At 66.7% G+C, this 22,875-nt stretch carries 22 protein-coding genes and 1 tRNA gene; 19 read left to right on the top strand and 4 right to left on the bottom strand.

The features are described 5' to 3' along the window. Positions 1-12 precede the first annotated feature (12 nt). Together NED98_RS15800 and NED98_RS15795 are read right to left on the bottom strand one after the other, a co-directional pair. On the bottom strand, positions 13-297 hold the full coding sequence (locus NED98_RS15800; protein WP_265268898.1) for a helix-turn-helix domain-containing protein: 285 nt from the start codon (positions 295-297) through the stop codon (positions 13-15). Then, positions 294-662 carry a type II toxin-antitoxin system RelE/ParE family toxin gene (locus NED98_RS15795; RefSeq protein WP_265313619.1) on the bottom strand — a complete coding sequence of 123 codons (369 nt, stop codon included), beginning with the start codon at positions 660-662 and terminating at the stop codon, positions 294-296. The genes NED98_RS15800 and NED98_RS15795 overlap by 4 nt, the downstream gene beginning before the upstream one ends. 133 nt (positions 663-795) lie before the next feature. Here NED98_RS15795 and NED98_RS15790 point away from each other — a divergent pair, with 133 nt between their 5' ends. From NED98_RS15790 to clpX, 3 genes are all read left to right on the top strand, one after another. Further along, positions 796-1,725: a glycosyltransferase family 2 protein gene (locus NED98_RS15790; RefSeq protein WP_265268900.1), complete on the top strand. Its 930-nt coding sequence runs from the start codon at positions 796-798 to the stop codon at positions 1,723-1,725. A gap of 55 nt (positions 1,726-1,780) precedes the next feature. After that, positions 1,781-2,470, top strand: a complete 690-nt coding sequence (locus NED98_RS15785) for an ATP-dependent Clp protease proteolytic subunit (protein ID WP_265268901.1) — start codon at positions 1,781-1,783, stop codon at positions 2,468-2,470. A 115-nt stretch (positions 2,471-2,585) separates the two neighbouring features. Beyond that, the gene (gene clpX / locus NED98_RS15780) at positions 2,586-3,851 is read left to right on the top strand and encodes an ATP-dependent Clp protease ATP-binding subunit ClpX (RefSeq protein ID WP_179512046.1); all 1,266 of its coding nucleotides are present in this window, start codon (positions 2,586-2,588) and stop codon (positions 3,849-3,851) included. Positions 3,852-3,984: 133 nt separating this feature from the next. Here clpX and NED98_RS15775 read toward each other — a convergent pair whose 3' ends face one another. Beyond that, positions 3,985-4,302, bottom strand: a complete 318-nt coding sequence (locus NED98_RS15775; protein WP_265313618.1) for a GIY-YIG nuclease family protein — start codon at positions 4,300-4,302, stop codon at positions 3,985-3,987. 146 nt (positions 4,303-4,448) lie between these two features. On the opposite strand from NED98_RS15775, the gene NED98_RS15770 reads away from it, so the two are divergent. Next, positions 4,449-5,567 carry a calcium:cation antiporter gene (locus tag NED98_RS15770; protein WP_265268902.1) on the top strand — a complete coding sequence of 373 codons (1,119 nt, stop codon included), beginning with the start codon at positions 4,449-4,451 and terminating at the stop codon, positions 5,565-5,567. Then, a complete protein-coding gene (locus NED98_RS15765; RefSeq protein ID WP_349293270.1) occupies positions 5,564-6,145 on the top strand; it encodes a GNAT family N-acetyltransferase in 582 nt (193 codons plus the stop codon). Before NED98_RS15770 ends, NED98_RS15765 begins: the two co-directional genes overlap by 4 nt. 54 nt (positions 6,146-6,199) lie before the next feature. Here the strand turns inward: NED98_RS15765 and NED98_RS15760 are convergent, their stop codons facing one another. Next, on the bottom strand, positions 6,200-7,837 hold the full coding sequence (locus NED98_RS15760) for a M1 family metallopeptidase (protein WP_265313689.1): 1,638 nt from the start codon (positions 7,835-7,837) through the stop codon (positions 6,200-6,202). A gap of 153 nt (positions 7,838-7,990) precedes the next feature. Between NED98_RS15760 and lon the strand changes: the two genes are divergently transcribed. The 14 genes from lon to gspK all read left to right on the top strand — a co-directional run bounded on the left by lon (position 7,991) and on the right by gspK (position 22,741). Next, on the top strand, positions 7,991-10,387 hold the full coding sequence (lon, locus tag NED98_RS15755) for an endopeptidase La (protein ID WP_265313617.1): 2,397 nt from the start codon (positions 7,991-7,993) through the stop codon (positions 10,385-10,387). Between the two features lie 170 nt (positions 10,388-10,557). After that, positions 10,558-10,830: an HU family DNA-binding protein gene (locus tag NED98_RS15750; protein ID WP_179512043.1), complete on the top strand. Its 273-nt coding sequence runs from the start codon at positions 10,558-10,560 to the stop codon at positions 10,828-10,830. A gap of 72 nt (positions 10,831-10,902) precedes the next feature. Next, positions 10,903-10,977 (top strand) — tRNA-Val (locus NED98_RS15745). Between the two features lie 224 nt (positions 10,978-11,201). Continuing rightward, a complete protein-coding gene (locus tag NED98_RS15740) occupies positions 11,202-11,855 on the top strand; it encodes a PEPxxWA-CTERM sorting domain-containing protein (protein ID WP_265313616.1) in 654 nt (217 codons plus the stop codon). 605 nt (positions 11,856-12,460) lie between these two features. Continuing rightward, positions 12,461-13,114 (top strand): PEPxxWA-CTERM sorting domain-containing protein, encoded by a 654-nt coding sequence (locus tag NED98_RS15735; protein ID WP_179512041.1) that lies wholly within the window; start codon positions 12,461-12,463, stop codon positions 13,112-13,114. Between the two features lie 398 nt (positions 13,115-13,512). Next, a complete protein-coding gene (locus NED98_RS15730; RefSeq protein ID WP_265313615.1) occupies positions 13,513-14,358 on the top strand; it encodes a type II secretion system protein N in 846 nt (281 codons plus the stop codon). Then, positions 14,355-16,547, top strand: a complete 2,193-nt coding sequence (gene gspD / locus NED98_RS15725) for a type II secretion system secretin GspD (protein WP_265313614.1) — start codon at positions 14,355-14,357, stop codon at positions 16,545-16,547. Before NED98_RS15730 ends, gspD begins: the two co-directional genes overlap by 4 nt. After that, on the top strand, positions 16,544-18,088 hold the full coding sequence (locus NED98_RS15720) for a GspE/PulE family protein (RefSeq protein WP_265313613.1): 1,545 nt from the start codon (positions 16,544-16,546) through the stop codon (positions 18,086-18,088). The genes gspD and NED98_RS15720 overlap by 4 nt, the downstream gene beginning before the upstream one ends. Positions 18,089-18,225: 137 nt before the next feature. Then, positions 18,226-19,449 (top strand): type II secretion system inner membrane protein GspF, encoded by a 1,224-nt coding sequence (gene gspF / locus NED98_RS15715; protein ID WP_265268910.1) that lies wholly within the window; start codon positions 18,226-18,228, stop codon positions 19,447-19,449. Positions 19,450-19,457: 8 nt separating this feature from the next. After that, positions 19,458-19,901, top strand: a complete 444-nt coding sequence (gene gspG, locus NED98_RS15710) for a type II secretion system major pseudopilin GspG (RefSeq protein ID WP_179512036.1) — start codon at positions 19,458-19,460, stop codon at positions 19,899-19,901. A gap of 40 nt (positions 19,902-19,941) precedes the next feature. Next, positions 19,942-20,442: a GspH/FimT family pseudopilin gene (locus tag NED98_RS15705; RefSeq protein ID WP_349293269.1), complete on the top strand. Its 501-nt coding sequence runs from the start codon at positions 19,942-19,944 to the stop codon at positions 20,440-20,442. Between the two features lie 37 nt (positions 20,443-20,479). Next, complete coding sequence (gene gspI / locus NED98_RS15700; RefSeq protein ID WP_432423336.1) at positions 20,480-20,917, top strand: type II secretion system minor pseudopilin GspI; 438 nt, start codon at positions 20,480-20,482, stop codon at positions 20,915-20,917. A 59-nt stretch (positions 20,918-20,976) separates the two neighbouring features. Further along, complete coding sequence (gene gspJ, locus NED98_RS15695) at positions 20,977-21,735, top strand: type II secretion system minor pseudopilin GspJ (RefSeq protein WP_265313611.1); 759 nt, start codon at positions 20,977-20,979, stop codon at positions 21,733-21,735. Beyond that, positions 21,725-22,741, top strand: coding sequence for a type II secretion system minor pseudopilin GspK (gene gspK / locus NED98_RS15690; protein WP_265313610.1), 1,017 nt, complete (start codon positions 21,725-21,727; stop codon positions 22,739-22,741). Before gspJ ends, gspK begins: the two co-directional genes overlap by 11 nt. Positions 22,742-22,875 lie beyond the last annotated feature (134 nt).

Genomic DNA, 22,875 nt, shown 5'->3' with positions numbered 1-22,875 from the left:
GCCCGTTTCGCGTCAGGCGACCTTGGCGATGATTCGTTCGACGCCCTTCGGATCGACCTGGATCATTTTCAGCAGCATGGCCGATCCGGCGTCGGGGTTTCGCCGGCCCTGTTCCCAATCACGCAACGTGCCGATCGGGAAATGATAGGTCCTGGCGAACGCGGCCTGCGTCAGCGCGGTCGCCTCGCGCACGGCTTTGACGTCCACGGTGGCAACACGGCCCCGGCTGTCATCACCTTTTGCATAGGCAATGGCGTCTTCCAGCCCGGCTGCGATCTTGTCGAATGCGCTTTTCATCGTGGGTCCTTCGGTCGATCGTAAGGCTGCTCAGCGGAGAGACTGGCAGCGAGTGTCTTGGTTAATCCTGCAAGCGCGTTCCGTTCTGCCTTGGTGAGGTTCGCTTTTTCGTTCTTGCCAAATACGGTCAGCAGGAAGACCGGGATCGTGTCACCGCCGAAATAAGTGACGACACGATAACCACCCGATTTGCCTTGGCCCGGCCTTGCGACCCTCAGCTTACGTGCGCCGCCGCAGCCCGGCATGATTTCTCCTGCTCCCGGGTCTTCCGCGATCATCACAACGATTGCTGTCCGTTCGTCATCGTCCAGGCCAGCATCCTTTGCCGCGGCTATGAACGCCCTAGTCTCGATGACCGTGTGCATGTTTTCTTATACGGCATTGCCGTATATAAGCAAGAGAAATACGGCATTGCCGCATCAGGTGCGTTTGCAGCCAGCGGTTGCGGACAGTCCACAAAAGAGTCGAAGCCCCACGCGATCCTGTTATTGGAGCGAAATGACCCCCACGATCGCCGTCCTGTTGCCCTGCTATAACGAGGAAGCCGCGATCGTGCAGACGATCGAGAGCTTCCGCGCGGCGCTGCCCGAGGCGACGATCTACGTCTATGACAATAATTCGCGCGACCGCACGATCGAGGTGGCGCGCGCCGCCGGGGCGATCGTCCGGTCGGAGCGGATCCAGGGCAAGGGCGCGGTGGTGCGGCGGATGTTCGCCGATGTCGACGCCGATATCTATGTGATGGCCGACGGCGACGCCACCTATGACGCCGCCTCCGCCCCGGCGCTGGTCGCGCGGATGCTCGACGAGCAGCTCGATATGGTCGTCGGCAGCCGGGTGGGGGAGGCGACCGAGGCCTATCGCCGCGGCCATCGCTTCGGCAATGCCTTGCTCACCGGCATGCTGACTCGCCTGTTCGGGCGCAGTTTCACCGACATACTATCGGGTTACCGCGTCTTCTCGCGACGCTTCGTCAAAAGCTTCCCGGTGCTGTCGGCAGGGTTCGAGATCGAGACCGAGATCAGCGTCCACGCGCTCGAGCTCAAGATGCCGGTCGCCGAGATCGAGACGCCGTATTTTGCACGGCCCGAGGGATCGACCTCCAAGCTGTCGACCTATCGCGACGGCTGGCGAATCCTCAACACGATCATCACGCTCTATCGCATCGAGCGGCCCTTGTGGTTCTTCGGCGCGATCGGCGCATTGCTGCTGGTGGTGGCGCTGATTCTCGCCGCGCCGCTCGCGGTGACCTATATGCAGACCGGGCTGGTGCCGCGCTTCCCGACCGCGATCCTCGTGACGGGGCTAACAATTCTGGCCGCGCTCAATGGTTTCGCCGGGCTCATCCTCGATACGGTGGTGCGCGGCCGCCGCGAGATGCGACGGCTTGCCTATCTCGCATTCCGGGCGCCGCAGCGCGGGGCTTGAACAAGCTTCGCGGAGCGCCGATGTTGGCGGTCCACAAGGCATAAGAGAGTCTTCCATGCACAATCCGTTCGACAATGGCGATTTCGCGGGCAAGCTGGCCAGCGCGGGAATCGGCCTCCAGCCGACGCAGGCGGGGCTCGTCCCGATCGTGATCGAACAGTCGAATCGCGGCGAGCGCTCGTTCGACATCTTCTCGCGGCTGCTCCGCGAGCGAATCGTTTTCGTCACCGGCGGGGTCGAGGATGGCATGGCCAGCCTGATCACCGCCCAGCTGCTGTTCCTCGAATCGGAAAATCCGAAGAAGGACATCTTCATGTACATCAACTCGCCGGGCGGGGTCGTCACGGCGGGCATGGCGATCCACGACACGATGCAATATATCCGCCCGCGCGTCGGGACGGTGTGCATCGGTCAGGCGGCGTCGATGGGGTCGTTCCTGCTGGCGGCGGGCGAGCCGGGGATGCGCGTCGCGCTTACCAATGCGCGGATCATGATCCACCAGCCGTCGGGCGGGGCGCAGGGCATGGCCGCGGATATCGAGATCCAGGCGCGTGAAATCCTGCGCATGCGGCATTTTCTTAACACGCTTTATGCGAAGTACACCGGCAAGCCGCTGGAGGAAATCGAGCGCGCGATGGATCGCGACAAGTTCATGTCGGCCGACGAAGCCAAGGAATTCGGGCTGATCGACGAGGTGTTCGACAAGCGCCCGGCGCCGGCGGACGAGGTTGCGGCAGCCGCCTGAGTATCAGGCCGGGATTGCGGCCGAGATTCAGGCATTGCCGTTTTGTGACGGGCCGGGTTACCATATCCGGCCCGAAAGTCGCTCCCCCGGTGGGGAGCGCGAAAGGATTGATTGAATGACGAAGCTCTCCGGCGGCGACTCCAAGAGCACGCTCTACTGCTCGTTCTGCGGCAAGTCGCAGCACGAGGTTCGCAAGCTCATCGCCGGCCCGACGGTCTTCATCTGCGACGAGTGCGTCGAGCTGTGCAACGACATCATCCGCGAGGAAACGAAGTCCGCGCTCGTCGCCAAGAAGGACGGTGGCGTCCCCACGCCGCAGGAAATCTGCGACGTGCTCGACGATTATGTCATCGGGCAGAAGCAGGCCAAGCGCGTGCTCTCGGTCGCGGTGCACAATCACTATAAGCGGCTGAACCACGGCGCGAAGGGTGCCGACGTCGAGCTCGCCAAATCGAACATCCTGCTCGTCGGGCCGACCGGCTGCGGCAAGACCTTGCTCGCGCAGACGCTGGCGCGCATCCTCGACGTGCCGTTCACGATGGCCGATGCGACGACGCTGACCGAGGCGGGCTATGTCGGCGAGGATGTCGAGAACATCATCCTCAAGCTGCTCCAGGCGTCGGATTACAACGTCGAGCGCGCGCAGCGCGGGATCGTCTATATCGACGAGATCGACAAAATCAGCCGCAAGGCGGAGAATCCCTCGATTACCCGCGACGTGTCGGGCGAGGGCGTCCAGCAGGCGTTGCTCAAGCTGATGGAGGGCACCACCGCCTCGGTCCCGCCGCAGGGCGGGCGCAAGCATCCGCAGCAGGAATTCCTCCAGGTCGACACGACCAACATTCTGTTCATCTGCGGCGGCGCTTTCTCGGGGCTGGAGAAGATCATCGGCGATCGCCTGCAGGGCAAGTCGATCGGCTTCGGCGCCTATGTCGCCGCGCCCGAGGAGAAGCGCACCGGCGAGATGCTGCGCCAAACCGAGCCGGAGGATCTGCTCAAGTTCGGGCTGATCCCCGAATTCGTCGGCCGTCTGCCGGTGGTCGCGACGCTCGAGGACCTCGACGTGGCGGCGCTGGTCAAGATCCTGACCGAGCCGAAGAACGCGCTGGTCAAGCAATATCAGAAGCTGTTCGAGATGGAGGAAGTGAAGCTGAGCTTCACTGACGACGCTCTGGTGTCAGTCGCCAAGAAGGCGATCGAGCGCAAGACCGGCGCGCGCGGGCTGCGCTCGATCCTCGAAGGCATTCTGCTCGACACGATGTTCGACCTGCCCGGAATGGAGGGCGTCGACGAGGTGATGATCGACAAGGACGTGGTCGACGGCCGCAAGGAACCGATCCGCGTCTATGCCGAGAAGAAGAAGGCCGGCGACGCGGCCTGATCTTTCCGGCGTCGGATAACGAAGCGGGCGTCGCGAAAGCGGCGCCCGTTTTGTTTTTGGGGGCTAAGGGTGCCCCAAACCACTCCGTCACCCCGGCCTTGAGCCGGGGTCCATCGTGCCGCAGGCCCTGTGGTCAGCGGCTTTCGCGCACCGGCGGCAAGCCCAGCCCGGTCGCCAGATCATCCCACCGCGGATTGTCACGCTCGATCAGCTCGATCTTCCAGTCGCGTCGCCAGCGTGTGATGCGCTTTTCCGGCGCGATCGCATCGTCGATCGTGTCCGCGGTCGCGTACCAGGCGACGCGCGTCACCGCATATTCGGTGGTGAAGCCGCCGAACCTGACTTCGCGATGCTGCATCACGCGGCCGACGAGGGTCGACGTCACCCCCACGTAGAGCGTGCTGTAAAAGCCGCTCGCGAGGATGTAGACGCACGGTTGCCGCTCCCTCATGCCGCCGGAGCTCGCCCCCCGATGGACCCCGGCTCAAGGCCGGGGTGACGGGAGTGCGAGTGGCAGCGTGCCCCGCCACCACCAAAACAATGGAAAGCAACGCGCAGTTCGTGCATTTTCCTCCACTGAATCAACCGGGAGGAACGATGACCGCCGACGACAGCACCACGCCGCCGGAGACCTCGCCGGCCGACAGGGGCATCGGCCTGCCGTGGTGGACGTTGGCGTTTCCGGTGCTCGGCGTCGTCGCGGTGCTCGTCAATCTCGCCAAGCTCGGCACGCTGGGGACGATCGCCGCGGCGGTGATCCTGATCGGCAGCGTGCTCGCCGCGGTGCATCATGCCGAGGTGGTGGCCCATAAGGTTGGCGAGCCGTTCGGCACGCTGGTCCTCGCGGTGGCGGTGACGGTGATCGAGGTGTCGCTGATCGTCAGCCTGATGCTGTCCGACGCGGGCGATGCCTCGACGCTGGCGCGCGATACCGTGTTCGCGGCGATCATGATCATCGTCAACGGCATCGTCGGGCTCTGCCTGTTGAGCGGCGGGGTGCGGTTTCGCGAGCAGCGCTTCACGCTACGCGGGGTCTCCGCGTCGCTCAACGTGCTCGTCGCGATGTCGGTGCTGACGCTCGTTCTGCCCAATTTCGTCGAAAGCGCGCCGGGGCCGGCCTATGCTCCGTCGCAATTGGTGTTCGTCGCGATCGTCTCGCTGATCCTCTACGGTACTTTCGTTCTCGTCCAGACGGTGCGCCACCGCAGCTATTTCCTCCCCGAGGGCGGCGCGGAGGAGGAGCATGCCGATCCCCCCGCCACGCGCACCGCCTGGGCCGCCTTCGGGGTGCTGTTGGTCGCGCTGGTCGGAGTGGTGCTGCTCGCCAAGGGGCTGGCGGCGACGGTCGAGAAGGCGGTGCTCGGCGCCGGGCTGCCGCTCGCGGTGGTCGGCGTGGTGATCGCCGGGGTGGTGCTCGCGCCCGAAAGCCTTGCCGCGTGGCGCGCGGCGCGGCGCAACCGGCTGCAGACCAGCCTCAACCTCGCGCTCGGCTCCGCACTCGCCTCGATCGGGCTGACGATCCCCAGCGTCGCGGTCGTGTCGCTGGTGCTCGGGCTTCCGCTGGCGCTCGGGATCGGGGCCAAGGGGCTGACGCTGCTGGTGCTTTCATTATTCTCGATCACCTTGTCGCTCGGCACCGGGCGGACGACGATCCTCGGCGGGGTGGTGCATCTGGTGATCTTCGCGGTCTATCTGTTCGTCACGGTGGTGCCGTGACGCTGCGCGTCGCCGGCCACGCCGATCGCGATGCGATCGCGGCAATGCTGGCGCGTGCTTTCGCCGACGATCCGGCGACTTCCTATATCCTCCCCGATCCGGTCGACCGCGCGAAGCGGCTGCCGCGCCTGTTCCGCCTGTTGTTCGAGGGCGACGCCGGGGGGATGCGGCTCGTGACCCCGGGCGGCGAGGCGGCAACGCTGTGGCGCGCGCCGGGCGAGGCCGACGTGCCTTTGTGGGAGATCGTGCGCCGTGCCCCGGCGCTGCTCCACGCGCTCGGCGGCGGGGTGGTGCGGGCGCTGCGCGTGTCCGAGGCGATGGAGGCGCATCACCCCAAGGGCGATTATTGGTATCTGCATATCGCCGGCTGTGACCCCGTGGCGCAGGGGCGCGGGCTGGGCGGCGCCGCGGTGCGCGGCGGGCTCGAGCGCGGGGCAGGGCGCTGGCCCGCCTATCTCGAGACCGCGACCGAGCGGAACCTGGGGTTCTATCGCGCTCTGGGGTTCGAGGTGACCGCCGAATGGCGCGTGCCCAAGGGCGGGCCGCTGTTCTGGTCGATGCTGCGCCCGGCGGATTAGGCAGGCCGCAACCGCTCAGCCCGAAAGGGGGGGAAGGATTCCGATTCGATACCGCTATTTCGCCGGCGCCGGTCGGTCGCGCCACGCCTGATATTGCTCGATCGCCTCCGACCGGCGCAGCACCCGCGCCATCGGGTCGATCACGACCTGCGCGCCGGCCGGCACCGTCAGCACCGCCTTGCCGCCGGGCAGGTCCACGCGCTGCACCGCGCCGTCGACCGACAGCTCGATCGGCATCGGAAACGCCCCGCCCGCGCGCCATTCGAGCGTCAGCCGGTCACCGTCGCGCGTCTCGACCAGTTCGGGGAGCGCGGCGCGGCGCAGATAGGCGTCGAAGAGCCACCCGAGATCGCGCCCGCTCGCCGCATGCACGTCGCGCTCGAAATCGGCGGTCGACGCATAGCGCGGGGTGAAATTGCCCGGCCGCGGATCGGGGCGGCCATAGACCAGCCGGCGCGTCGCGTCGAAAAAGGCCTGGTCGCCGATCAGCCAGCGCAGCGTGTGAAGCATCCACCCTGCCTTGTAATAGATGTCGGCGCCCGGCCCGCCGCGTTCGACCTTGTAGACATCCTCCTCGGTGCGCGACCGGCCGGAGACGACGGGCATGCGGTTGGCGATCAGATTGCGCTGCTGGTCGAGCAGCACGATGTAGCGCGCCTCGCCCTCGCGCCAGCGGCCGTAGAGCGGCTGCATGTAGCTCGCGAACCCCTCGTGGAGCCAATAATCGTCCCAGTCGGCGGCGGTCATCTGGTTGCCGAACCATTCGTGCGCGAATTCGTGCTGGAACAGCCAGTCGAACCCCTCGGGCGCCTTGGCATATTCGTTGCCATAGGCGTTGATCGTCTGGTGCTCCATTCCCTTGTACGGGGTTTCGACCACCCCGACCTTCTCGTCGCCGAACGGATAGGGGCCGATCACGCTTTCGAAGAAATCGAGCGCGGGGGCGAATTCGGCGAACAGCGCGCGCGCCTGCTTCTCCTCGCCGGGCAGATACCAATAATGCAGCGCGATCGTGTTGCCGAAGCGGCTGTGGTAGCTGCCCGACAATTCCTCATACGGCCCGACATTGAGCGCGATCGCATAGGTGTTGGGCTGGCGCGCGTGCCAGTTCCAGCGCGTCCGGCCGTCGGGCAGGGTATCGACGCCGGTGAGCACGCCATTGGCGGGCGCCTTCAGCCCCTTGGGCACGGTGACGTGGAGATCGACCGACCCCGGCTCGCCGGTCGGAAAATCGAGGCACGGCCACAGCAGGTCGCAGCCATAACCCTCGGTGGTCGAGGCGACCCACGCGCGCTTGTCGGGGGTGCGCGACCAGACCATTCCGTCGTCCCACGGCGCGTTGAGCGCGACATGCGGGGTGCCGCCGTAGCTGATCCGCACCGTGGCGCGCGCGCCCGCGGCGAGCGGGTGGGGCAGGGCGATCGTCAGCCGCCCCTCGGGGTTGCGCCACGCCGTCCTGGGCAGCCCGACGTCATCGACCGCGATCGCCGAGACCGGCAGGTTGCGATCGAGATCGAGCACGACGCGATCGGTCGCCGCGCGCGCGGTGAAGGTGAGCGCGGCGATGCCGCTCAACTGGCGTTTGTCGGGATAGACCTCGAACGACAGATCGGCGTGATCGAACGCCAGCTTCGCCTGATCGGGGTCGATCGGCCCGCCCGAACGCTGCGTCTGTTCGGTGAGCGGCGGCATCCCCTTTGCCGGCAGCCCGGCGGCAACGGCGGCGGCGTTGGCGGCCAGAGCCAATAGGATCGTCACCCGCGGCGCACGCCAAGATTGATGCAATCGTCCGAGACACCATATAAGCCGTGAACGCCGCCCGGCCGGGGCGGCTGTGGAGTATCCATGACCCAGACTTTTCCCGTTCTTCCGCTGCGTGACATCGTCGTCTTCCCCCAGATGATCGTGCCGTTGTTCGTCGGCCGCGACAAGTCGGTCGCCGCGCTGGAGGCAGCAATGGGCGGCGACAAGGAGATTTTCCTCGTCGCGCAGCTCGATCCCGCGCAGGACGATCCCAAGGAAGATGATCTCTACGACATCGGCGTCACCGCCACCGTCCTCCAGCTCCTCAAGCTCCCCGACGGCACGGTGCGCGTGCTCGTCGAGGGCAAGACGCGCGGCCGGCTCGGCGAGCTGAGCGAGGCCGACGGCTATCTCAGCGCCACGGTCGCGCCGGTCGACGACCAGCCCGCCGAAGGCACCGAGGTGAGCGCGCTGATGCGCTCGGTGGTCGACCAGTTCGAGAATTACGCCAAGCTCAACCGCAAGCTGCCGGCGGAGACCGCGGTGCAGCTCGCCGAGATCGAGGAGGCGGCGCGCCTCGCCGATGCGGTGGCCGGCAATATCGCGATCAAGGTCGCCGACAAGCAGTCGCTGCTGGTCGAGACCGATCCGGCCAAGCGGCTGGAGATGGTCTATGCCTTCATGGAGGGCGAGCTCGGCGTGCTGCAGGTCGAGCGCAAGATCAAGAGCCGCGTCAAGCGCCAGATGGAGAAGACGCAGCGCGAATATTATCTCAACGAGCAGCTCAAGGCGATCCAGCGCGAGCTGGGCAATGAGGGCGAGGACGGCGAGGGCGACGAGATCGCCGAGCTGACCCAGAAGATCGCCACGCTCCGCCTGTCGAAGGAAGCGCGCGCCAAGGCCACCGCCGAGCTCAAGAAGCTCAAGACGATGGCGCCGATGTCCGCCGAGGCGACGGTGGTGCGCAATTATCTCGACGTGCTGCTTGGGCTGCCGTGGGGCAAGAAGTCCAAGCTCAAGAAGGACATCGCCGCGGCGCAGGCGATCCTCGACGAGGATCATTACGCGCTCGAGAAGGTCAAGGACCGCATCGTCGAATATCTCGCGGTGCAGGCGCGGACCAACAAGCTGAAAGGACCGATCCTGTGCCTCGTCGGCCCGCCGGGCGTGGGCAAGACCAGCTTGGGCAAGTCGATCGCCAAGGCGACCGGGCGCGAATTCATCCGCCAGTCGCTGGGCGGGGTGCGCGACGAGGCCGAGATCCGCGGCCACCGGCGGACCTATATCGGCTCGCTGCCGGGCAAGATCGTCACCAATTTGCGCAAGGCAGGGACGTCGAACCCGCTGTTCCTGCTCGATGAAATCGACAAGCTCGGGCAGGATTTCCGCGGCGATCCCGCCTCGGCGCTGCTCGAGGTGCTCGACCCCGAACAGAACAGCAAGTTCAACGATCACTATCTGGAGATCGACATCGATCTTTCGGACGTGATGTTCGTCACCACCGCGAACACGCTGAATCTGCCGCAGCCGCTGCTCGATCGGATGGAGATCATCCGCCTCGAAGGCTATACCGAGGACGAGAAGGTCGAGATCGCCGAGCGGCACCTGATCGCCAAGCAGGTCGAGGCGCACGGGCTCAAGGACGGCGAGTTCACGCTGACCAACGAGGGGCTGCGCGCGCTGATCCAGCGCTACACCCGCGAGGCCGGGGTGCGCACGCTCGAACGCGAGATCGCCAAATTGGTCCGCAAGGCGCTGCGCCGGATCCTTGAGGGCAAGGCCACGACGGTGACGATCACGCCGGAAAACCTCCACGAATTCGCCGGGGTGCAGAAATATCGCCACGGCCTGTCCGAGCAGGAGAATCAGATCGGCGCGGTCACCGGGCTCGCCTGGACCGAGGTGGGCGGCGAATTGCTGACGATCGAGAGCGTCACCGTACCCGGCAAGGGCGCGGTGAAGACCACCGGCAAGCTCGGCGACGTGATGAAGGAATCGGTCCAGGCCGCCTTCAGCTTCGTCCAGGCGCGCGCGCCCTCGTTCGGGATCAAGCCGAGCCTGTTCAACCGCAAGGACATCCACATCCACTTGCCCGAGGGCGCGGTGCCCAAGGACGGGCCGTCGGCGGGGATCGGGATCGTCACCTCGATCGTCTCGACGCTCACCGGGGTGCCGGTGCGGCGCGAGGTGGCGATGACCGGCGAGGTCACGCTGCGCGGCCGCGTGCTGCCGATCGGCGGGTTGAAGGAAAAGCTGCTCGCCGCGCTGCGCGGCGGGATCGAGACGGTGCTGATCCCGCAGGAGAATGAGAAGGATCTCGCCGAAATCCCCAAGAACATCCGCGAGGGGCTGAAAATCATCCCCGTTTCGCACGTCGACGAGGTGCTGCGACTCGCGCTGACCGATCCGCTCGAAGCGATCGATTGGACCGATGCGGATGAACTGGCGGCCCTGCCGCCGGCGCCTATTGCGCCGGCCGGTGGCGAGTTGCATCATTGACAACGACTCATCCGCGGCGGGCCAGATAGGTCCGTCGCGGAGGGTGTTCGTCGCGATCTTGGCGGATTCGTTTGACAGCAGACGAACCACGCGCATTACTGTGCGGATCGGCCGCGTGGCCGCGAATCCATTTTTATATCCCACTTTCCAGCACATGGGGGTTACTGGACATGAACAAGCAGGAACTGATCGCGGCGGTGGCGAACGCTTCCGGCCTCGGCAAGGGTGATGCCAGCCGGGCTGTCGAGGCCGTGTTCGACACCATCTCGGCCAGCCTGAAGAAGGGCGACGAAGTGCGCCTGGTGGGCTTTGGCACGTTCGCGGTCTCCAAGCGCAAGGCGTCCACCGGGCGCAACCCGCGCACCGGCGAGCCGATGACGATCAAGGCCTCGACCCAGCCCAAGTTCAAGGCCGGGAAGGTTTTGAAGGATTCTCTCAACTGAAATGATCGCGGGCTGGACAGGCGCGATTCCCGCGCCTAAAGGCCCGCTTCCGGTTTGGCCCTCAGGGCGATCGGGCGCGTAGCTCAGCGGTAGAGCACACCCTTCACACGGGTGGGGTCACAGGTTCAATCCCTGTCGCGCCCACCATTTCAGCAAAGCCCGTCGATCGATCCCGATCGGCGGGTTTTTGTTATTTTTCGCCGTGGCTGCAGTGATTTGCGGCGGTGGAAGGCGGGAACTCGCAAATTGTATCATCGTAAATTGTCGTTAACCTTCCTTGATTGTAGGAAGTCCTGAAAATACCCCCCTGATCGCAGAAGAGAAATCACAATCGGGCGTCGCGCGTTCGGAATTAGTGACAGGGGATGATCATGCGCATGTTTCTGAAAGCTGCCGCCGTTTCAGGTGTTTTTACTGCTATCCCGGCTGTCGCCACGCCGGTAATGATCAACTCGATCACCGTTTCCGGTAGTGATACCGGAACGACTTGGAACACCGCGGTCGATAACAACTATACGCTGTTCATCCAGCATCCTGTCGGCAAGCAGGTGAATCCGAACGACGATTTTTCGCCGACGCATATCTTTACGAACCGGGCGTCGGACTATCTGCTGATCGGGGACGGCTTTCCGACGAACAGCAGGAGCGGCAATTCCGACCCCGTCTACAATCTGGCGGTCGAAATCGCTCACGACGGGGTGTCGCAATGGTTGAGCGGCAATCTCGACGGCGCGACGGGCGCGTTCACGGTGACCAACGCCACGGCGCGTTTCGAGGGCGTGGAATACACGCTGACCAATTTCAACTGGATGCGCGGCATGTCGAACCTGGTCGGTTCGTATAGCGTAGGCAGCGCCACTTATGCCGGCCAGCCGAGCGGTTCGTTGTCCGATTATCAGGGCGCGTTCACGCTCAGTGCGGCCTCGGTCCCCGAGCCGTCGACCTGGGCGATGATGATCATCGGTTTCGGCGCGGTGGCAGGCACGATGCGCGTTCGGCGCAAGACAGCGCCCGCGCTGGGCTGATTTCTCCAACCACGGGATAGGCGCCGGCGGTTCGGGAACCCGTCGTCCCCGCGAAAGGCTGGGATCGCCGGTCGCTTGCCGTCCCCTTGTGCTTCCGCGAATTGTGCTCCCGCGAAGGCGGGAGCCCAGACTGGGGGCCCCCCTTGGGTTCCCATCAAAGTAATACTTTGATGCGGGCCCTTCGCGGGACACACGATGGGGGACCACCACTCCGGCGCAGGGCGCGCGCGGATTAAGGGCAGCGGAGTCCTGAAAGCCGATCCGTGCTGGCCCGACGCTCCAAATTCGGCCGACTTTATCCTCATTCGCGCCTGCCTTGTCGCCGCCCCGCCCCCGCCGTTCGAGGGGTGCGCCCTTCGACAAGCCCGGCACCAGCGCCGCGTCGCGCAGCTTCCGAGCCCCGCTGAACGACCCGACCGGCACGCCCGTCATATCCCCCGCCGCCACGGCAAATGCTTGTCCCAAAGCGGGACCTCCTATGCCGAAGATTTATCGGGCAATTTTGGTTAATCTCGTTGAAACCAATTTGGCGCTCAGGTATTTGACTGCCAAGCCACAAGATCAACCACGGTCGCTTGCCCGCGCTCACAAATAGGGGATCGTATATGCGTGCTTTTCTGAAGATCACTGCTGCTGCCGTCGCGTTCGCTGCCCTGCCGGCATCGGCCGTCCCGGTTCTCACGTCCGCATCGGTCACCGGCCCGACGGGTACGGTGTGGAACACGACCGCTGACAGCTTCTACAACCTGTTCATCCGTCACCCCACCGACCAGGGTTACGTGAACTCGAACGACAATTTCTCGGGGATTTCGCTGGGCGGTCTGGCGACCGACGGCGACTTCCAGATCACCGGTGACGGTTGGCCGACGGGGGCGAGCGCCCACTACACCAACTCCGATCCTTATTATAACCTCACGCTGGTGCTGACCGAGGCGGGCAAGTCCCTCACGCTCACCGGGAAGTACACCCCGGGCACCCAGGAGTTCGTCGGGCTCACCGGTTCGGGCATCCTCAACGGCGTGAAGTACACGCTCGACTCGTTCGACTGGACGCGCGGCACGACCAATCTGGTCGGCGGCTACACCTATGCCGGCCGTATCGGCCAGACCGGTGGGTCGGCGCGCGACTATCAGGGCACCTTCTCGCTCAGCTCGGGCGGGGTTCCCGAGCCGGCGACCTGGGGTCTGATGATCCTCGGCTTCGGCGGTGTGGCCGGCGCGATGCGTCGCCGTCGCAGCACGACGCTCGCGACTGCCTAAGACGCTTTCCGGTCCACGGAAATGAAAGCCGGTCGGTCCAATCGGACCGGCCGGTTTTTTCTTTGCATGGCCCTGTCATCCCAGCCCAAGCCGGGATTTCGGGCGGCAAGCGCGACGCCCGTGGCGGAAGACCTTAGGTGATATGTAGCAGGCGTGATGCGTGGAACGTCATCCTGCGATGTCGGCGGCATTTTGCGTCATAGCAGCGGACAAGCCGCGCCGTGCCCCGCGATGAACCGCGCATGAAATCGCGCGCGACCGATCCTCATTACGGGGCAATTCTCGCCGTGTTGCCGCGAGATCGCGGTGCGATGCAGGGCTTTATCGTCTGATAACTATACCCAAGCCGCCCGTCTCGCGGTAGTGTCGCGCCGTGGGGTGCGCGGGATGGGCGTTAGATGAAGTTGAAGTTCGACGCCCGGGCGCGGGCGATCATGCAGAGATTGCCGATCCCCAGCGTCTATTCGGCGGCCGAGCTGGTCCTGCTCGGGCTGCTCGCTTTTCAGGCCGCGCGGCTGGTGTGGGTGGCGGTGACGCCGGTCGCCCCGGTCGGCGAATGGCGCGCGAGCGTGCCGACGATCCCCGCCGCGCCGGGCGACGTGCTGCGCGGGTTCGATCCTTTCTATCGGTTGGAGGGCGGCGGCGATGCGCCGGCCGTGGTCACCTCGCTGCGCCTGACCTTGTTCGGCACGCGCGTCGACGAGGCCAGCGGGCGCGGCTCGGCGATCATCGCCGGCCCCGACGGCATCCAGAAAAGCGTCGCCGTCGGAGAGGAGATCATCCCCGGGGTGACGCTGAAGGAAGTCGCGTTCGATCACGTGACGATCGATCGCGGCGGTGCGCGCGAGGATCTGTTCCTCGATCAGTCGGCCGGGACGGCGAATGCGGTGTCGCCTGGCGTCGCGCCGGCGCCGGGCGCCGTGCCGCCGCCGGTGGCGGGCAACCCCCCGCCGGGGGGCGGGATCACGATCAGTCGGTTCCGCGCCGAGGTCGGTTTCGTGCCGCGTATCGAGGGCGGCAAGATCGCCGGCCTCGTCGTACGTTCGCAAGGTTCCGGCGCCGCGTTTCGCGCCGCCGGATTGAAGGAGGGTGACATCATCACCGCAGTTGGGGGTCGGTCGATCAGCAATCCGGCCGATCTGGATATCATCGCCGGCGGGTTGAACGGCGGCGGCACGCTCTCGCTGACCGTGCAGCGCGACGGCCAGTCGATCCCGCTCAGTCTCGCGGTGGCGCCGCAATGAGGCTGCTCTGTTTCGCCAGCGGCATCGCACTGGCGCTTGCCGCCCCGGTCGCCGCGCAGACCACGCTCAACGTGCGCGACGCCGATATCCGCGCCTTCATCGCCGATGCGGCGAAGGTGACCGGCCGCGTGTTCATCATCGACGGCCGCGTGCAGGGCAAGGTGACGGTGGTGACCGATCGCCCGCTGAGCAAATCCGAATATTTCGAGGTGTTCCTCTCGACGCTGCGCGCCAACGGGCTGGTCGCGGTGCCGACCAGCAACGGCGCGTTGCGCGTCCAGCCGATGGAAAATGCCGCCGCCCAGCCGGGGCGCGTCGGGCTCTCCGGCGCGGCGCGCAACCAGTTCGTGACCGAGATCGTCCGGCTGCGTTCGATCGACGCGCAATCGGCGGTCGATACGGTGCGGCCGCTGGTCAGCCCGCAAGGCTCGCTCACCGCCAATCGCGGCGGCAATTCGCTCGTCGTCGCCGATTTTGCCGATAACGTCCGCCGCGTGCGCGAGGTACTCAAGCGGATCGATACCGACGGTGCCGCGACGCGGGTGATCGCGCTCAAGAACGCCGGCGCGCGCGACGTCGCCACCGCGCTCCAGGCGCTGGTCGGCAATCCGGCGGCGGGCGGCGGGCAGCCGACCAGCGTGGTCGCGGTCGACGGCGCCAATTCGATCGCGCTGCGCGGCGATCCCTCCACCGTCGCGCGGCTGGCGCAGGTCGCGCTCGATCTCGATCAGAAGGCGAAGAGCGGCACCGAGATCCGCGTCGTCTTCCTCGAGCACGCCGATGCCGCGCAATTGCTGCCGGTGCTCCAGCAGCTCGTCGGCCAGGCGCCCGACCAGATTCCGCAGAACACGCTGTCGCAATCGAATTTCGGCGGCACCTCGGCCAACGGCGGCGGGCGTTCGGGCAACAATGCGCCGATGGCGATGGCGCCGTCGCAGACCCAGTCGCAGGCCGCCCCCGGCGGCGGGGCGGCGGGGCAGGCGGCGATCTCCGCCCAGGGCGGGCGCGCGCCGGCGGTGGTGACGCGCTTCACCGGGGCGAATGCGATCGTCATCGCCGCCCCGGCGGATATCCAGCGCCAGCTTTCGGAGGTGGTGCGCCAGCTCGATACGCGGCGCGAACAGGTGCTGGTCGAGGCGATCGTCGCCGAGGTTTCGGATACCACCGCGAACAAGCTCGGCTTCCAGTTCCTGCTCGGCAATCTGAAGGGCGGGGCATTCGGCGCGACGAGCTTCTCCAGCTCGGCGCCCAATCTGCTCACCGTCGCGGGTGCGATCGGCGCGCGCCAGCTCGCGACCACCACCACAACGGTCAACGGGCAGACGACCGTCACCCAGACCAACAATTCGATCAGCGACGCGCTGGCGCAACAGGCGGTCAATTCGATCCTCGGGACGAGCGGCGGGCTTGCCGGCTGGGGCGGGAAGATCGGCGACACGATCTTCGGCGCGATCATCAACGCGGTGAAATCGGACAATACGTCGAATCTGCTCCAGGCGCCGAGCCTGATCACGCTCGACAATCAGGAAGCGCGCATCCTCGTCGGGCAGGAAATCCCGATCACCACGGGGCAGGCGCTGAGCCAGAATTTCGACAATGCCTTCCGCACCGTCCAGCGCGAGAATGTCGGCATCCAGCTCGAGGTGCGGCCGCAGGTCAATTCGTCGGGGTCGATCAAATTGTTCCTGCACCAGCAGGTCAGCTCGATCGCCGGGCCGGTTTCCAGCGACAATTCGGATCTGATCCTCAACAAGCGCGAGGTGGAGACGACGCTGACCGTCGACGACGGGCAGATCGCGATCATCGGCGGGCTGCTCGACGATAATGAGCGGCGGACGATCGAGAAAATCCCGTTGCTCGGGGACATTCCGGGGCTCGGCCAGCTGTTCCGCTCGAAGGCCAAGACGCGCACCAAGACCAATCTGATGGTGTTCATCCGCCCGACGATCCTGCGCACCCCGGAGGACAATCGCCGCGTGACCGAGCAGCGCTACGGCTATCTCCGGCTCAAGCAGGGCCTGTCGGACCCGTCGCGCGAGCCCTCGATCGACGAGCTGGTGCGCGATTATATGGGCGCGGCGCCGCCGATCCCGTCCGCCCCGATCCCCGGCAATATCGAGGATCCGCGGGTCAACGTGCCGGTGCAGCGCAGCTCGACCACGGTGATCAAGCGCGGGAAGGAGCGATGACCGCGCCGGCCGAGGAAGCGCCGCTGCCCCCGGTCGACGAGGGTGCCGCGCCGCTTGCCGGCATCGTCCCGCCGGTCCAGCTGCCTTATGCCTTTGCACGCCGCTTCGGGGTGATCTTCGACGGCGAGCGCGTCGCGCTGCGCGACGGCGCCGACGCCGCGGCGCTGATCGAGGTGCGGCGCGTCGTCGGGCGCCCGTTCGATGTCGAGGTGCTGGAGAAAGCCGCGTTCGACCGGCTGCTCGGCAATATCTATGCGATGGACGGACAGGCGACCGCGCTGGCCGCGGTGGGGATGGGCGACGAGCTTGATCTGCTGGCCGACGGCATCCCGACCGCCGAAGACCTGCTCGACACCGCCGATGACGCCCCCGCGATCCGGCTGATCAACGGCGTGATCGCCGATGCCGCGCGGCACAATGTCAGCGATATCCATATCGAGCCCTATGAGACCGGGCTGGTCGTCCGGATGCGGATCGACGGCGTGCTGCGCGAGACGTTGCGGATGCCGCCGCATGTCGCCCCGGTGGTGGTCAGCCGCATCAAGGTGATGGCGCGGCTCGACATCGCCGAGCGCCGCGTGCCGCAGGACGGGCGCATGGGGCTGACATTGGGCGGCAAATTGCTCGACGTGCGCGTCTCCACTTTGCCGAGCCGCGCGGGGGAGCGGGTGGTGCTGCGTATTCTCGACAAGGAGAATGCCGGGATCGATCTCGACGCGCTCGGGATGAGCGAGCGGATGCACAATCTGATCGATCATGCGATCCACGAGCCCAACGGGATCGTGCTCGTCACCGGCCCGACCGGCAGCGGCAAGACCACCACGCTCTATGCCGCGCTGCGCATGCTCAACGATGGCGCGCGCAATATCCTGACGGTCGAGGACCCGGTCGAATATGCGGTCGACGGGGTGGGGCAGACGCAGATCAACCCGCGCGTCGGGCTGACCTTCGCCGCGGGGCTGCGCGCGATCCTGCGCCAGGACCCCGATGTGGTGATGGTCGGCGAAATCCGCGACCGCGAAACCGCCGAGATCGCGGTGCAGGCGTCGCTCACCGGGCATCTCGTGCTCTCGACCGTCCACACCAATGACGCGGTCGGCGCGATCACCCGGATGCGCGACATGAAGGTCGAGCCGTTCCTGCTCGCCTCCACGCTGCGCGCGGTGGTGGCGCAGCGGCTGGTGCGGCGGCTGTGCCCGGTGTGCCGTCACGCGGTGCCGGCGGGGGACAGCGTGTCGAGCCTGCTCGGCATCCCGGCGGATACGATCGTCTACGAGTCGGTCGGCTGCGGCGAATGCGCGCATACCGGTTATAAGGGGCGCGTCGGGGTGTTCGAGGCGGTGCGCGTCGACGATACGATCCGTCGCCTCATCAACGAAGGCGCCGACGAAGTGGCGATCGCGCGCCACGCCTTCGCGGTCAACGAGACGCTGGCCGATGCGGCGCGGCGGCTGGTCGAGCAGGGGGTGACCACCCCCGAGGAAGCGGTACGCGTCTCGCGGCGCGATGCGATGGACGTGGAAGAGGTGCTCGATGTTTGAGGCATCGGGGTGCCCGAAACCGCCGTCATCCCCGCGAAGGCGGGGCTCCATTCTGGCTGGCCTGTCGGATCTAGCCGCACCCTCAGCGTCAATGGATTCCCGCCTTCGCGGGAATGACGGGGTGACGACGGGGCATAATGGCTGATTTCGACTATCTCGCGATCGACAAGCGCGGCAACGAGACGCGTGGGCATATCGCGGCGCCCGATGCCGAGGCGGCGCGCGCGATGCTCGATCGGCGGCGGCTCTATGTCGTCAAGGTCGAGCCGGGGGCGGGGCGTGCCGCGCGCGGGCGGCCGTTGTTCGGGCTGCGCATCCTCAGCGCGCGCATGTCGACCAAGCAGCTCACGTTGTTCACCCGCCAGCTCGCGACGTTGAACCGCGTCTCGCCGCTCGAGGAATCGCTCCGCACGATCACCCGCCAGACCGAGCAGGAGAGCGTCCGCGCGATCGTCTCGCAAGTCCATGCCGGCGTGGTCGAGGGGCGGCGGCTGGCCGATGCGATGGCGCGCGAGCCGCGCAGTTTTCCCTCGCTCTATCGCGCGATGGTCGCGGCAGGCGAAAGCTCGGGCACCTTGCCGACGATCCTCGACCGGCTTGCGCTATTGCTCGAACGGCAGGCGGAAATCCGCGGCAAGATGCTGACTGCGCTCACGTATCCCGCGATCCTTGCGGTCGTGGCGATGGGCGTGGTGCTGGCGCTGATGGCGTTCGTCGTGCCGCAGGTGGTCGAGCAATTCGATACCGTGGGGCAGCAATTGCCGCTGCTGACGCGGATCGTGATCGGGATTTCGCACCTGCTGGTCGGCTGGTGGTGGGCGATGCTGATCGTGCTCGCCGCGCTCGGCGCGCTGGCGTGGCTTGCACTGCGCCAGCCGCCGATCCGGCTCGCGTTCGATACGCGCCTGCTGCGCGTGCCGTTCGTCGGGCGGCTGCTGCGCGATCTTCATGCGGCGCGGATGGCGCGGACGCTGGCGACGATGGTCGCGAGCCGGCTGCCGCTGCTCGAAGGGCTCGCGCTGACCGGGGGGACGATCCACAACCGCCGGCTCAAGCTCGCCTCGGAGGAGATTACCGAGGCGATCCGCGGCGGCGGCAGCCTGTCGGGCGCGATGCGGCGCACCGGGGTGTTCCCGCCGCTGCTCACCTATCTCGCCGCGTCGGGCGAGGCGGCGGGGCGGCTCGACGAGATGCTTGAGCGCGCCGCCGATTATCTCGAACGCGAATTCGATCGTTTCACCGCCACCGCGCTTTCGCTGCTCGAGCCGGCGATCATCGTGATAATGGGTGGCGTGGTGGCGACGATCGTGCTGTCGATCCTGCTGCCGATTCTCCAGCTCAACACGCTTGCAGGCCAATGAGGAATCCGATGTCGACCGAACAGAAAAAGCGCCGCCGCAAGAGCGAGGAGGGGTTCACCCTGGTCGAGCTGATGGTGGTGATCGTCATCATCGGGCTGCTCGCGACGATCGTCGCGATCAACGTGCTGCCCTCGGGCGACACCGCGCGGATCCAGAAAGCCAAGGCGGATATCGCCAATATCGAGCAGGCGCTCGAAATGTATAAGCTCCAGGTCGGCAGCTATCCGACGACGACGCAGGGGCTCGGCGCGCTGGTCACCGCGCCGTCGGGGGTCGATGCGGGGCGCTATCAGGCCGGCGGCTATCTGAAGAAGCTGCCGAACGATCCGTGGAACCGGCCCTATCTCTATGCATCGCCGGGGAAACATTCCGCCGCCGACGTGTGGAGCCTCGGTGCCGACGGCAAGGAAGGCGGCGAGGGCGTCGATGCCGATATCGGCTCCTGGCAATAAGAACGGGGGGCACACCAACCGTCACCCCGGCCTTGCGCCGGTGAGCGTCGTTCCTTGTGTCCCCGCGAAGGCGGGGACCCGGTCTGGGCTCCCGCCTTCGCGGGAGCGCAATTCCGCCGGCTTCACCCTGATCGAGTTGATGATCGTCGTCGTCGTGATCGCGCTGGCGTCGGCGGTGGCGGTGCTGGCCTTGCCCGATCCGCGCGGCCGCGTGCTTGACGAGGGCGCGCGCTTTGCGGTGCGCGTCCGTGCTGCGCGCGACGGCGCGATCGTCGAGGCGCGACCGACGAGCGTGTGGGTCACCCCGCGCGGCTATGGCTTCGATCGTTGGGAGGCTGGCCGCTGGATCGCGATTGACGACAAGCCGCTGCGCGCGACCGAATGGGGCCGCGGCACGACGGTGGCCGTCCCCGAGCGTTCGCGCGTCACCTTCGACACCACCGGCGCCGCCGATCGCCCGGTGACGATCCCGCTGCTGCGCGAACGCGCGCGCGCGACGGTGACGATCTATCCCGACGGCACGGTGAACGTCGATGGCTAGGGCGTGCGCTACCCCGCGTCGCCCCGGCCCCGATCCGGTGCGCGCCCTTCCTTGTGTCCCGGCGAAGGCGGGGACCCAGTCTGGCCTACCGCTTTCGCGGGAGCACAATTCCGCCGGCTTCACCTTGATCGAGATCATGGTCGCGCTGACCGTATTCAGCCTCGCCGCGCTCGCGCTGGTGCGGCTGGAGGGTGCGACGATCCGCTCGACCGGGATGCTCGATTCGACATTGCTGGCGCAGATCGTCGCGCGCAACGTCGCGGTCGAGGCGGTCACCGATACCGTGCCCCCGGTGGCCGGCAAGGCCGAGGGCAATGAGCAGAACGGCGGCCGCGACTGGCATTGGGTCCGCGACGTGCGCGCGATCGGCGACGGGCAAGTGATGCGCGTCGACGTGTCGGTCGCCGATCGCGACGGGCGCGTGCTCGGCCGGCTGACGATGGTCCGCCCGCCCGACGCGGTGGCGGCACGATGAGAGCGCCTTTCCCCTCCACCCCGGCGAAAGCCGGGGTCCAGCAACCTACCTCAAGGCAAATGCCGTCCACCCCCGTTCGCCCTGAGCCTGTCGAGGGGCGGCCCTCGCTCACGGACGGCAGGACGCCCTTCGACGGGCTCAGGGCGAACGGCCTCTATTTCGCGCGCGGCGAGCATTCCGCCGAACACGGCTTCACGTCCCCCGCCGGGCGCTCCGCCGAACACGGCTTCACTTTGGTCGAAGTGCTGATCGCGATGCTGATCTTCGGGATGATCGCGGCGGCGGGGGTGGCGTTGCTATCGTTCAGCATCCGCGCGCAGGGCGCGGCGGTGGCGCGGCTCGACGATGTGGATTCGGTCGAGCGGCTTTCGTCGATCCTGTCCGCCGATTTCGCACAGGCGGTCGAACGCCCCAATCGCGACGAGCGCGGCGTGATGCAGCCCGCCTTCGTCGGCACCGGCACGTCGGTGCGGCTGGTGCGCGGCGGGTGGAGCAATCTCGACGGCGCCGCGCGGCCGTCGCTGCAAAAGGTCGAATATCGGCTCGAAGAGGAGGCGATCGATCGCGTCGCTTATCCGATGCTCGATGGCGCCGAGCCCTATCCGCCCGGCGCGATGCTCAGCGACGTGCGCGCGATGACGCTGCGCTATCGCTTTCGCGGGGCGTGGAGCGATCGCTGGGACGGCACGCAGGGCGCGGCCTTGCCGCAGGCGGTGGAACTGACTGTCACCCGCCGCAACGGCACGATGTTGCGCCAGTTGTTCCTCGTCGGCACCGGATACGAACAGGGGCCGCCGGAAGCCGAACATGGCCGGTAAGCGCATCGATCCCCCCGCGCGCGAGCGCGGCGCGGCGCTGCTGACGGTGCTGCTGCTCGTCGCGGTGATCGCGGTGATGGCCGCGACCGGGCTGGAGAAATTGCGCCTGTCGACCCGGCTCGGCGGCAATGCGATCATGCTCGATCGCGCGCGCGCCTATGCGCAGGCGGCCGAGACGCTGGCGACGACGCGGATTACCGCGCTGCTGCAGCGCGATGCGAGCAAGGTCACGCTCGCCGGCGGCTGGTATAACCGCCCGTTCCCGCTGCCGGTGCCCGACGGGACCGCGATCGCGCGGGTGGTCGACGGCGGTAATTGCTTCAATCTCAATAGCCTGGTTACCCGGGGCGGCGACGGGCGCTATACTGCGAATCCTCCGGCGGTCGAGCAGTTCGCGCGGTTGATGCGGCTGATCGACGTGCCCAACGGCGGGAGAATCGCCGCGGCGACCGCGGACTGGATCGACAGCGACGATACCCCCTTGCCCGGCGGCGCCGAGGATTCAGCCTATCTCGGCGGGCAGCCGGGCTATCGCACCGGCGCCACATTGATGGTCGACCCGAGCGAGTTACGCGCGGTCGCCGGGGTTTCCGCCGTGACCTACACGCGGCTGCGCCCGTGGATCTGCACGCTGCCGGCCGCCGAACGATCGGTGATCAATTTCAACACCTTGCTGCCCGAACAGGCGGCGCTGTTCGCGATGCTGCTGCCCGATACGATGAGCGTCGGGCAGGCGCGCGCGCTGCTCATGCGGCGCCCGTCCGACGGCTATGCCGATCGCGATGCGATCTGGAAGGCGCCGGGGCTGTTGGGGATCACCGCGGATCAGCGCGCGCAGGAGCAGGCGGATGTCACGACGCACTGGTTCGCGCTCACCGTAGACGTTAGGCTGGGGCAGGTTTCGATGCAGGAACGCGGGCTTATCGACGCAAGCACACTTCCCGCGCGGCTCGTATCGCGGCAATGGGGTGATGAGGGTCCAAACTTGACTAGGACAGCACCGTGACGGAGCGGATTTTGGCGCCAGGCAAGGAGCAAGGAGAGAGCGATGCATTATGCATCGTGATCGACGCGCGACGCGGCATGGCGCCAAAAGACGCCCGCCCGCAGGGTCGCGCGGGGGAGGCCCCCGGGCGGCGG

The sequence above is a fragment of the Sphingomonas lycopersici genome (assembly GCF_026130605.1).
Lineage (GTDB): Bacteria > Pseudomonadota > Alphaproteobacteria > Sphingomonadales > Sphingomonadaceae > Sphingomonas > Sphingomonas lycopersici.
The sequence above is the reverse complement of the archived record's forward strand: the minus strand, read 5'-3'. Positions and strand labels throughout refer to the sequence as shown.

What these genes read in the sequence shown, in the direction of transcription:
- NED98_RS15785 (WP_265268901.1), top strand. Translation starts at nt 1,781, where the DNA reads ATGCACAATCCGTTCGACAATGGCGATTTCGCGGGCAAGCTGGCCAGC.
- gspK (WP_265313610.1), top strand. Translation starts at nt 21,725, where the DNA reads ATGGCCGGTAAGCGCATCGATCCCCCCGCGCGCGAGCGCGGCGCGGCG.
- NED98_RS15720 (WP_265313613.1), top strand. Translation starts at nt 16,544, where the DNA reads ATGACCGCGCCGGCCGAGGAAGCGCCGCTGCCCCCGGTCGACGAGGGT.
- gspG (WP_179512036.1), top strand. Translation starts at nt 19,458, where the DNA reads ATGTCGACCGAACAGAAAAAGCGCCGCCGCAAGAGCGAGGAGGGGTTC.
- NED98_RS15735 (WP_179512041.1), top strand. Translation starts at nt 12,461, where the DNA reads ATGCGTGCTTTTCTGAAGATCACTGCTGCTGCCGTCGCGTTCGCTGCC.
- NED98_RS15800 (WP_265268898.1), bottom strand. Translation starts at nt 297, where the DNA reads ATGAAAAGCGCATTCGACAAGATCGCAGCCGGGCTGGAAGACGCCATT.
- clpX (WP_179512046.1), top strand. Translation starts at nt 2,586, where the DNA reads ATGACGAAGCTCTCCGGCGGCGACTCCAAGAGCACGCTCTACTGCTCG.
- gspD (WP_265313614.1), top strand. Translation starts at nt 14,355, where the DNA reads ATGAGGCTGCTCTGTTTCGCCAGCGGCATCGCACTGGCGCTTGCCGCC.
- NED98_RS15760 (WP_265313689.1), bottom strand. Translation starts at nt 7,837, where the DNA reads ATGCCGCCGCTCACCGAACAGACGCAGCGTTCGGGCGGGCCGATCGAC.
- NED98_RS15775 (WP_265313618.1), bottom strand. Translation starts at nt 4,302, where the DNA reads ATGAGGGAGCGGCAACCGTGCGTCTACATCCTCGCGAGCGGCTTTTAC.
- gspJ (WP_265313611.1), top strand. Translation starts at nt 20,977, where the DNA reads ATGCCGTCCACCCCCGTTCGCCCTGAGCCTGTCGAGGGGCGGCCCTCG.
- lon (WP_265313617.1), top strand. Translation starts at nt 7,991, where the DNA reads ATGACCCAGACTTTTCCCGTTCTTCCGCTGCGTGACATCGTCGTCTTC.
- NED98_RS15770 (WP_265268902.1), top strand. Translation starts at nt 4,449, where the DNA reads ATGACCGCCGACGACAGCACCACGCCGCCGGAGACCTCGCCGGCCGAC.
- NED98_RS15790 (WP_265268900.1), top strand. Translation starts at nt 796, where the DNA reads ATGACCCCCACGATCGCCGTCCTGTTGCCCTGCTATAACGAGGAAGCC.
- NED98_RS15795 (WP_265313619.1), bottom strand. Translation starts at nt 662, where the DNA reads ATGCACACGGTCATCGAGACTAGGGCGTTCATAGCCGCGGCAAAGGAT.
- NED98_RS15740 (WP_265313616.1), top strand. Translation starts at nt 11,202, where the DNA reads ATGCGCATGTTTCTGAAAGCTGCCGCCGTTTCAGGTGTTTTTACTGCT.
- NED98_RS15750 (WP_179512043.1), top strand. Translation starts at nt 10,558, where the DNA reads ATGAACAAGCAGGAACTGATCGCGGCGGTGGCGAACGCTTCCGGCCTC.
- gspF (WP_265268910.1), top strand. Translation starts at nt 18,226, where the DNA reads ATGGCTGATTTCGACTATCTCGCGATCGACAAGCGCGGCAACGAGACG.
- NED98_RS15730 (WP_265313615.1), top strand. Translation starts at nt 13,513, where the DNA reads ATGAAGTTGAAGTTCGACGCCCGGGCGCGGGCGATCATGCAGAGATTG.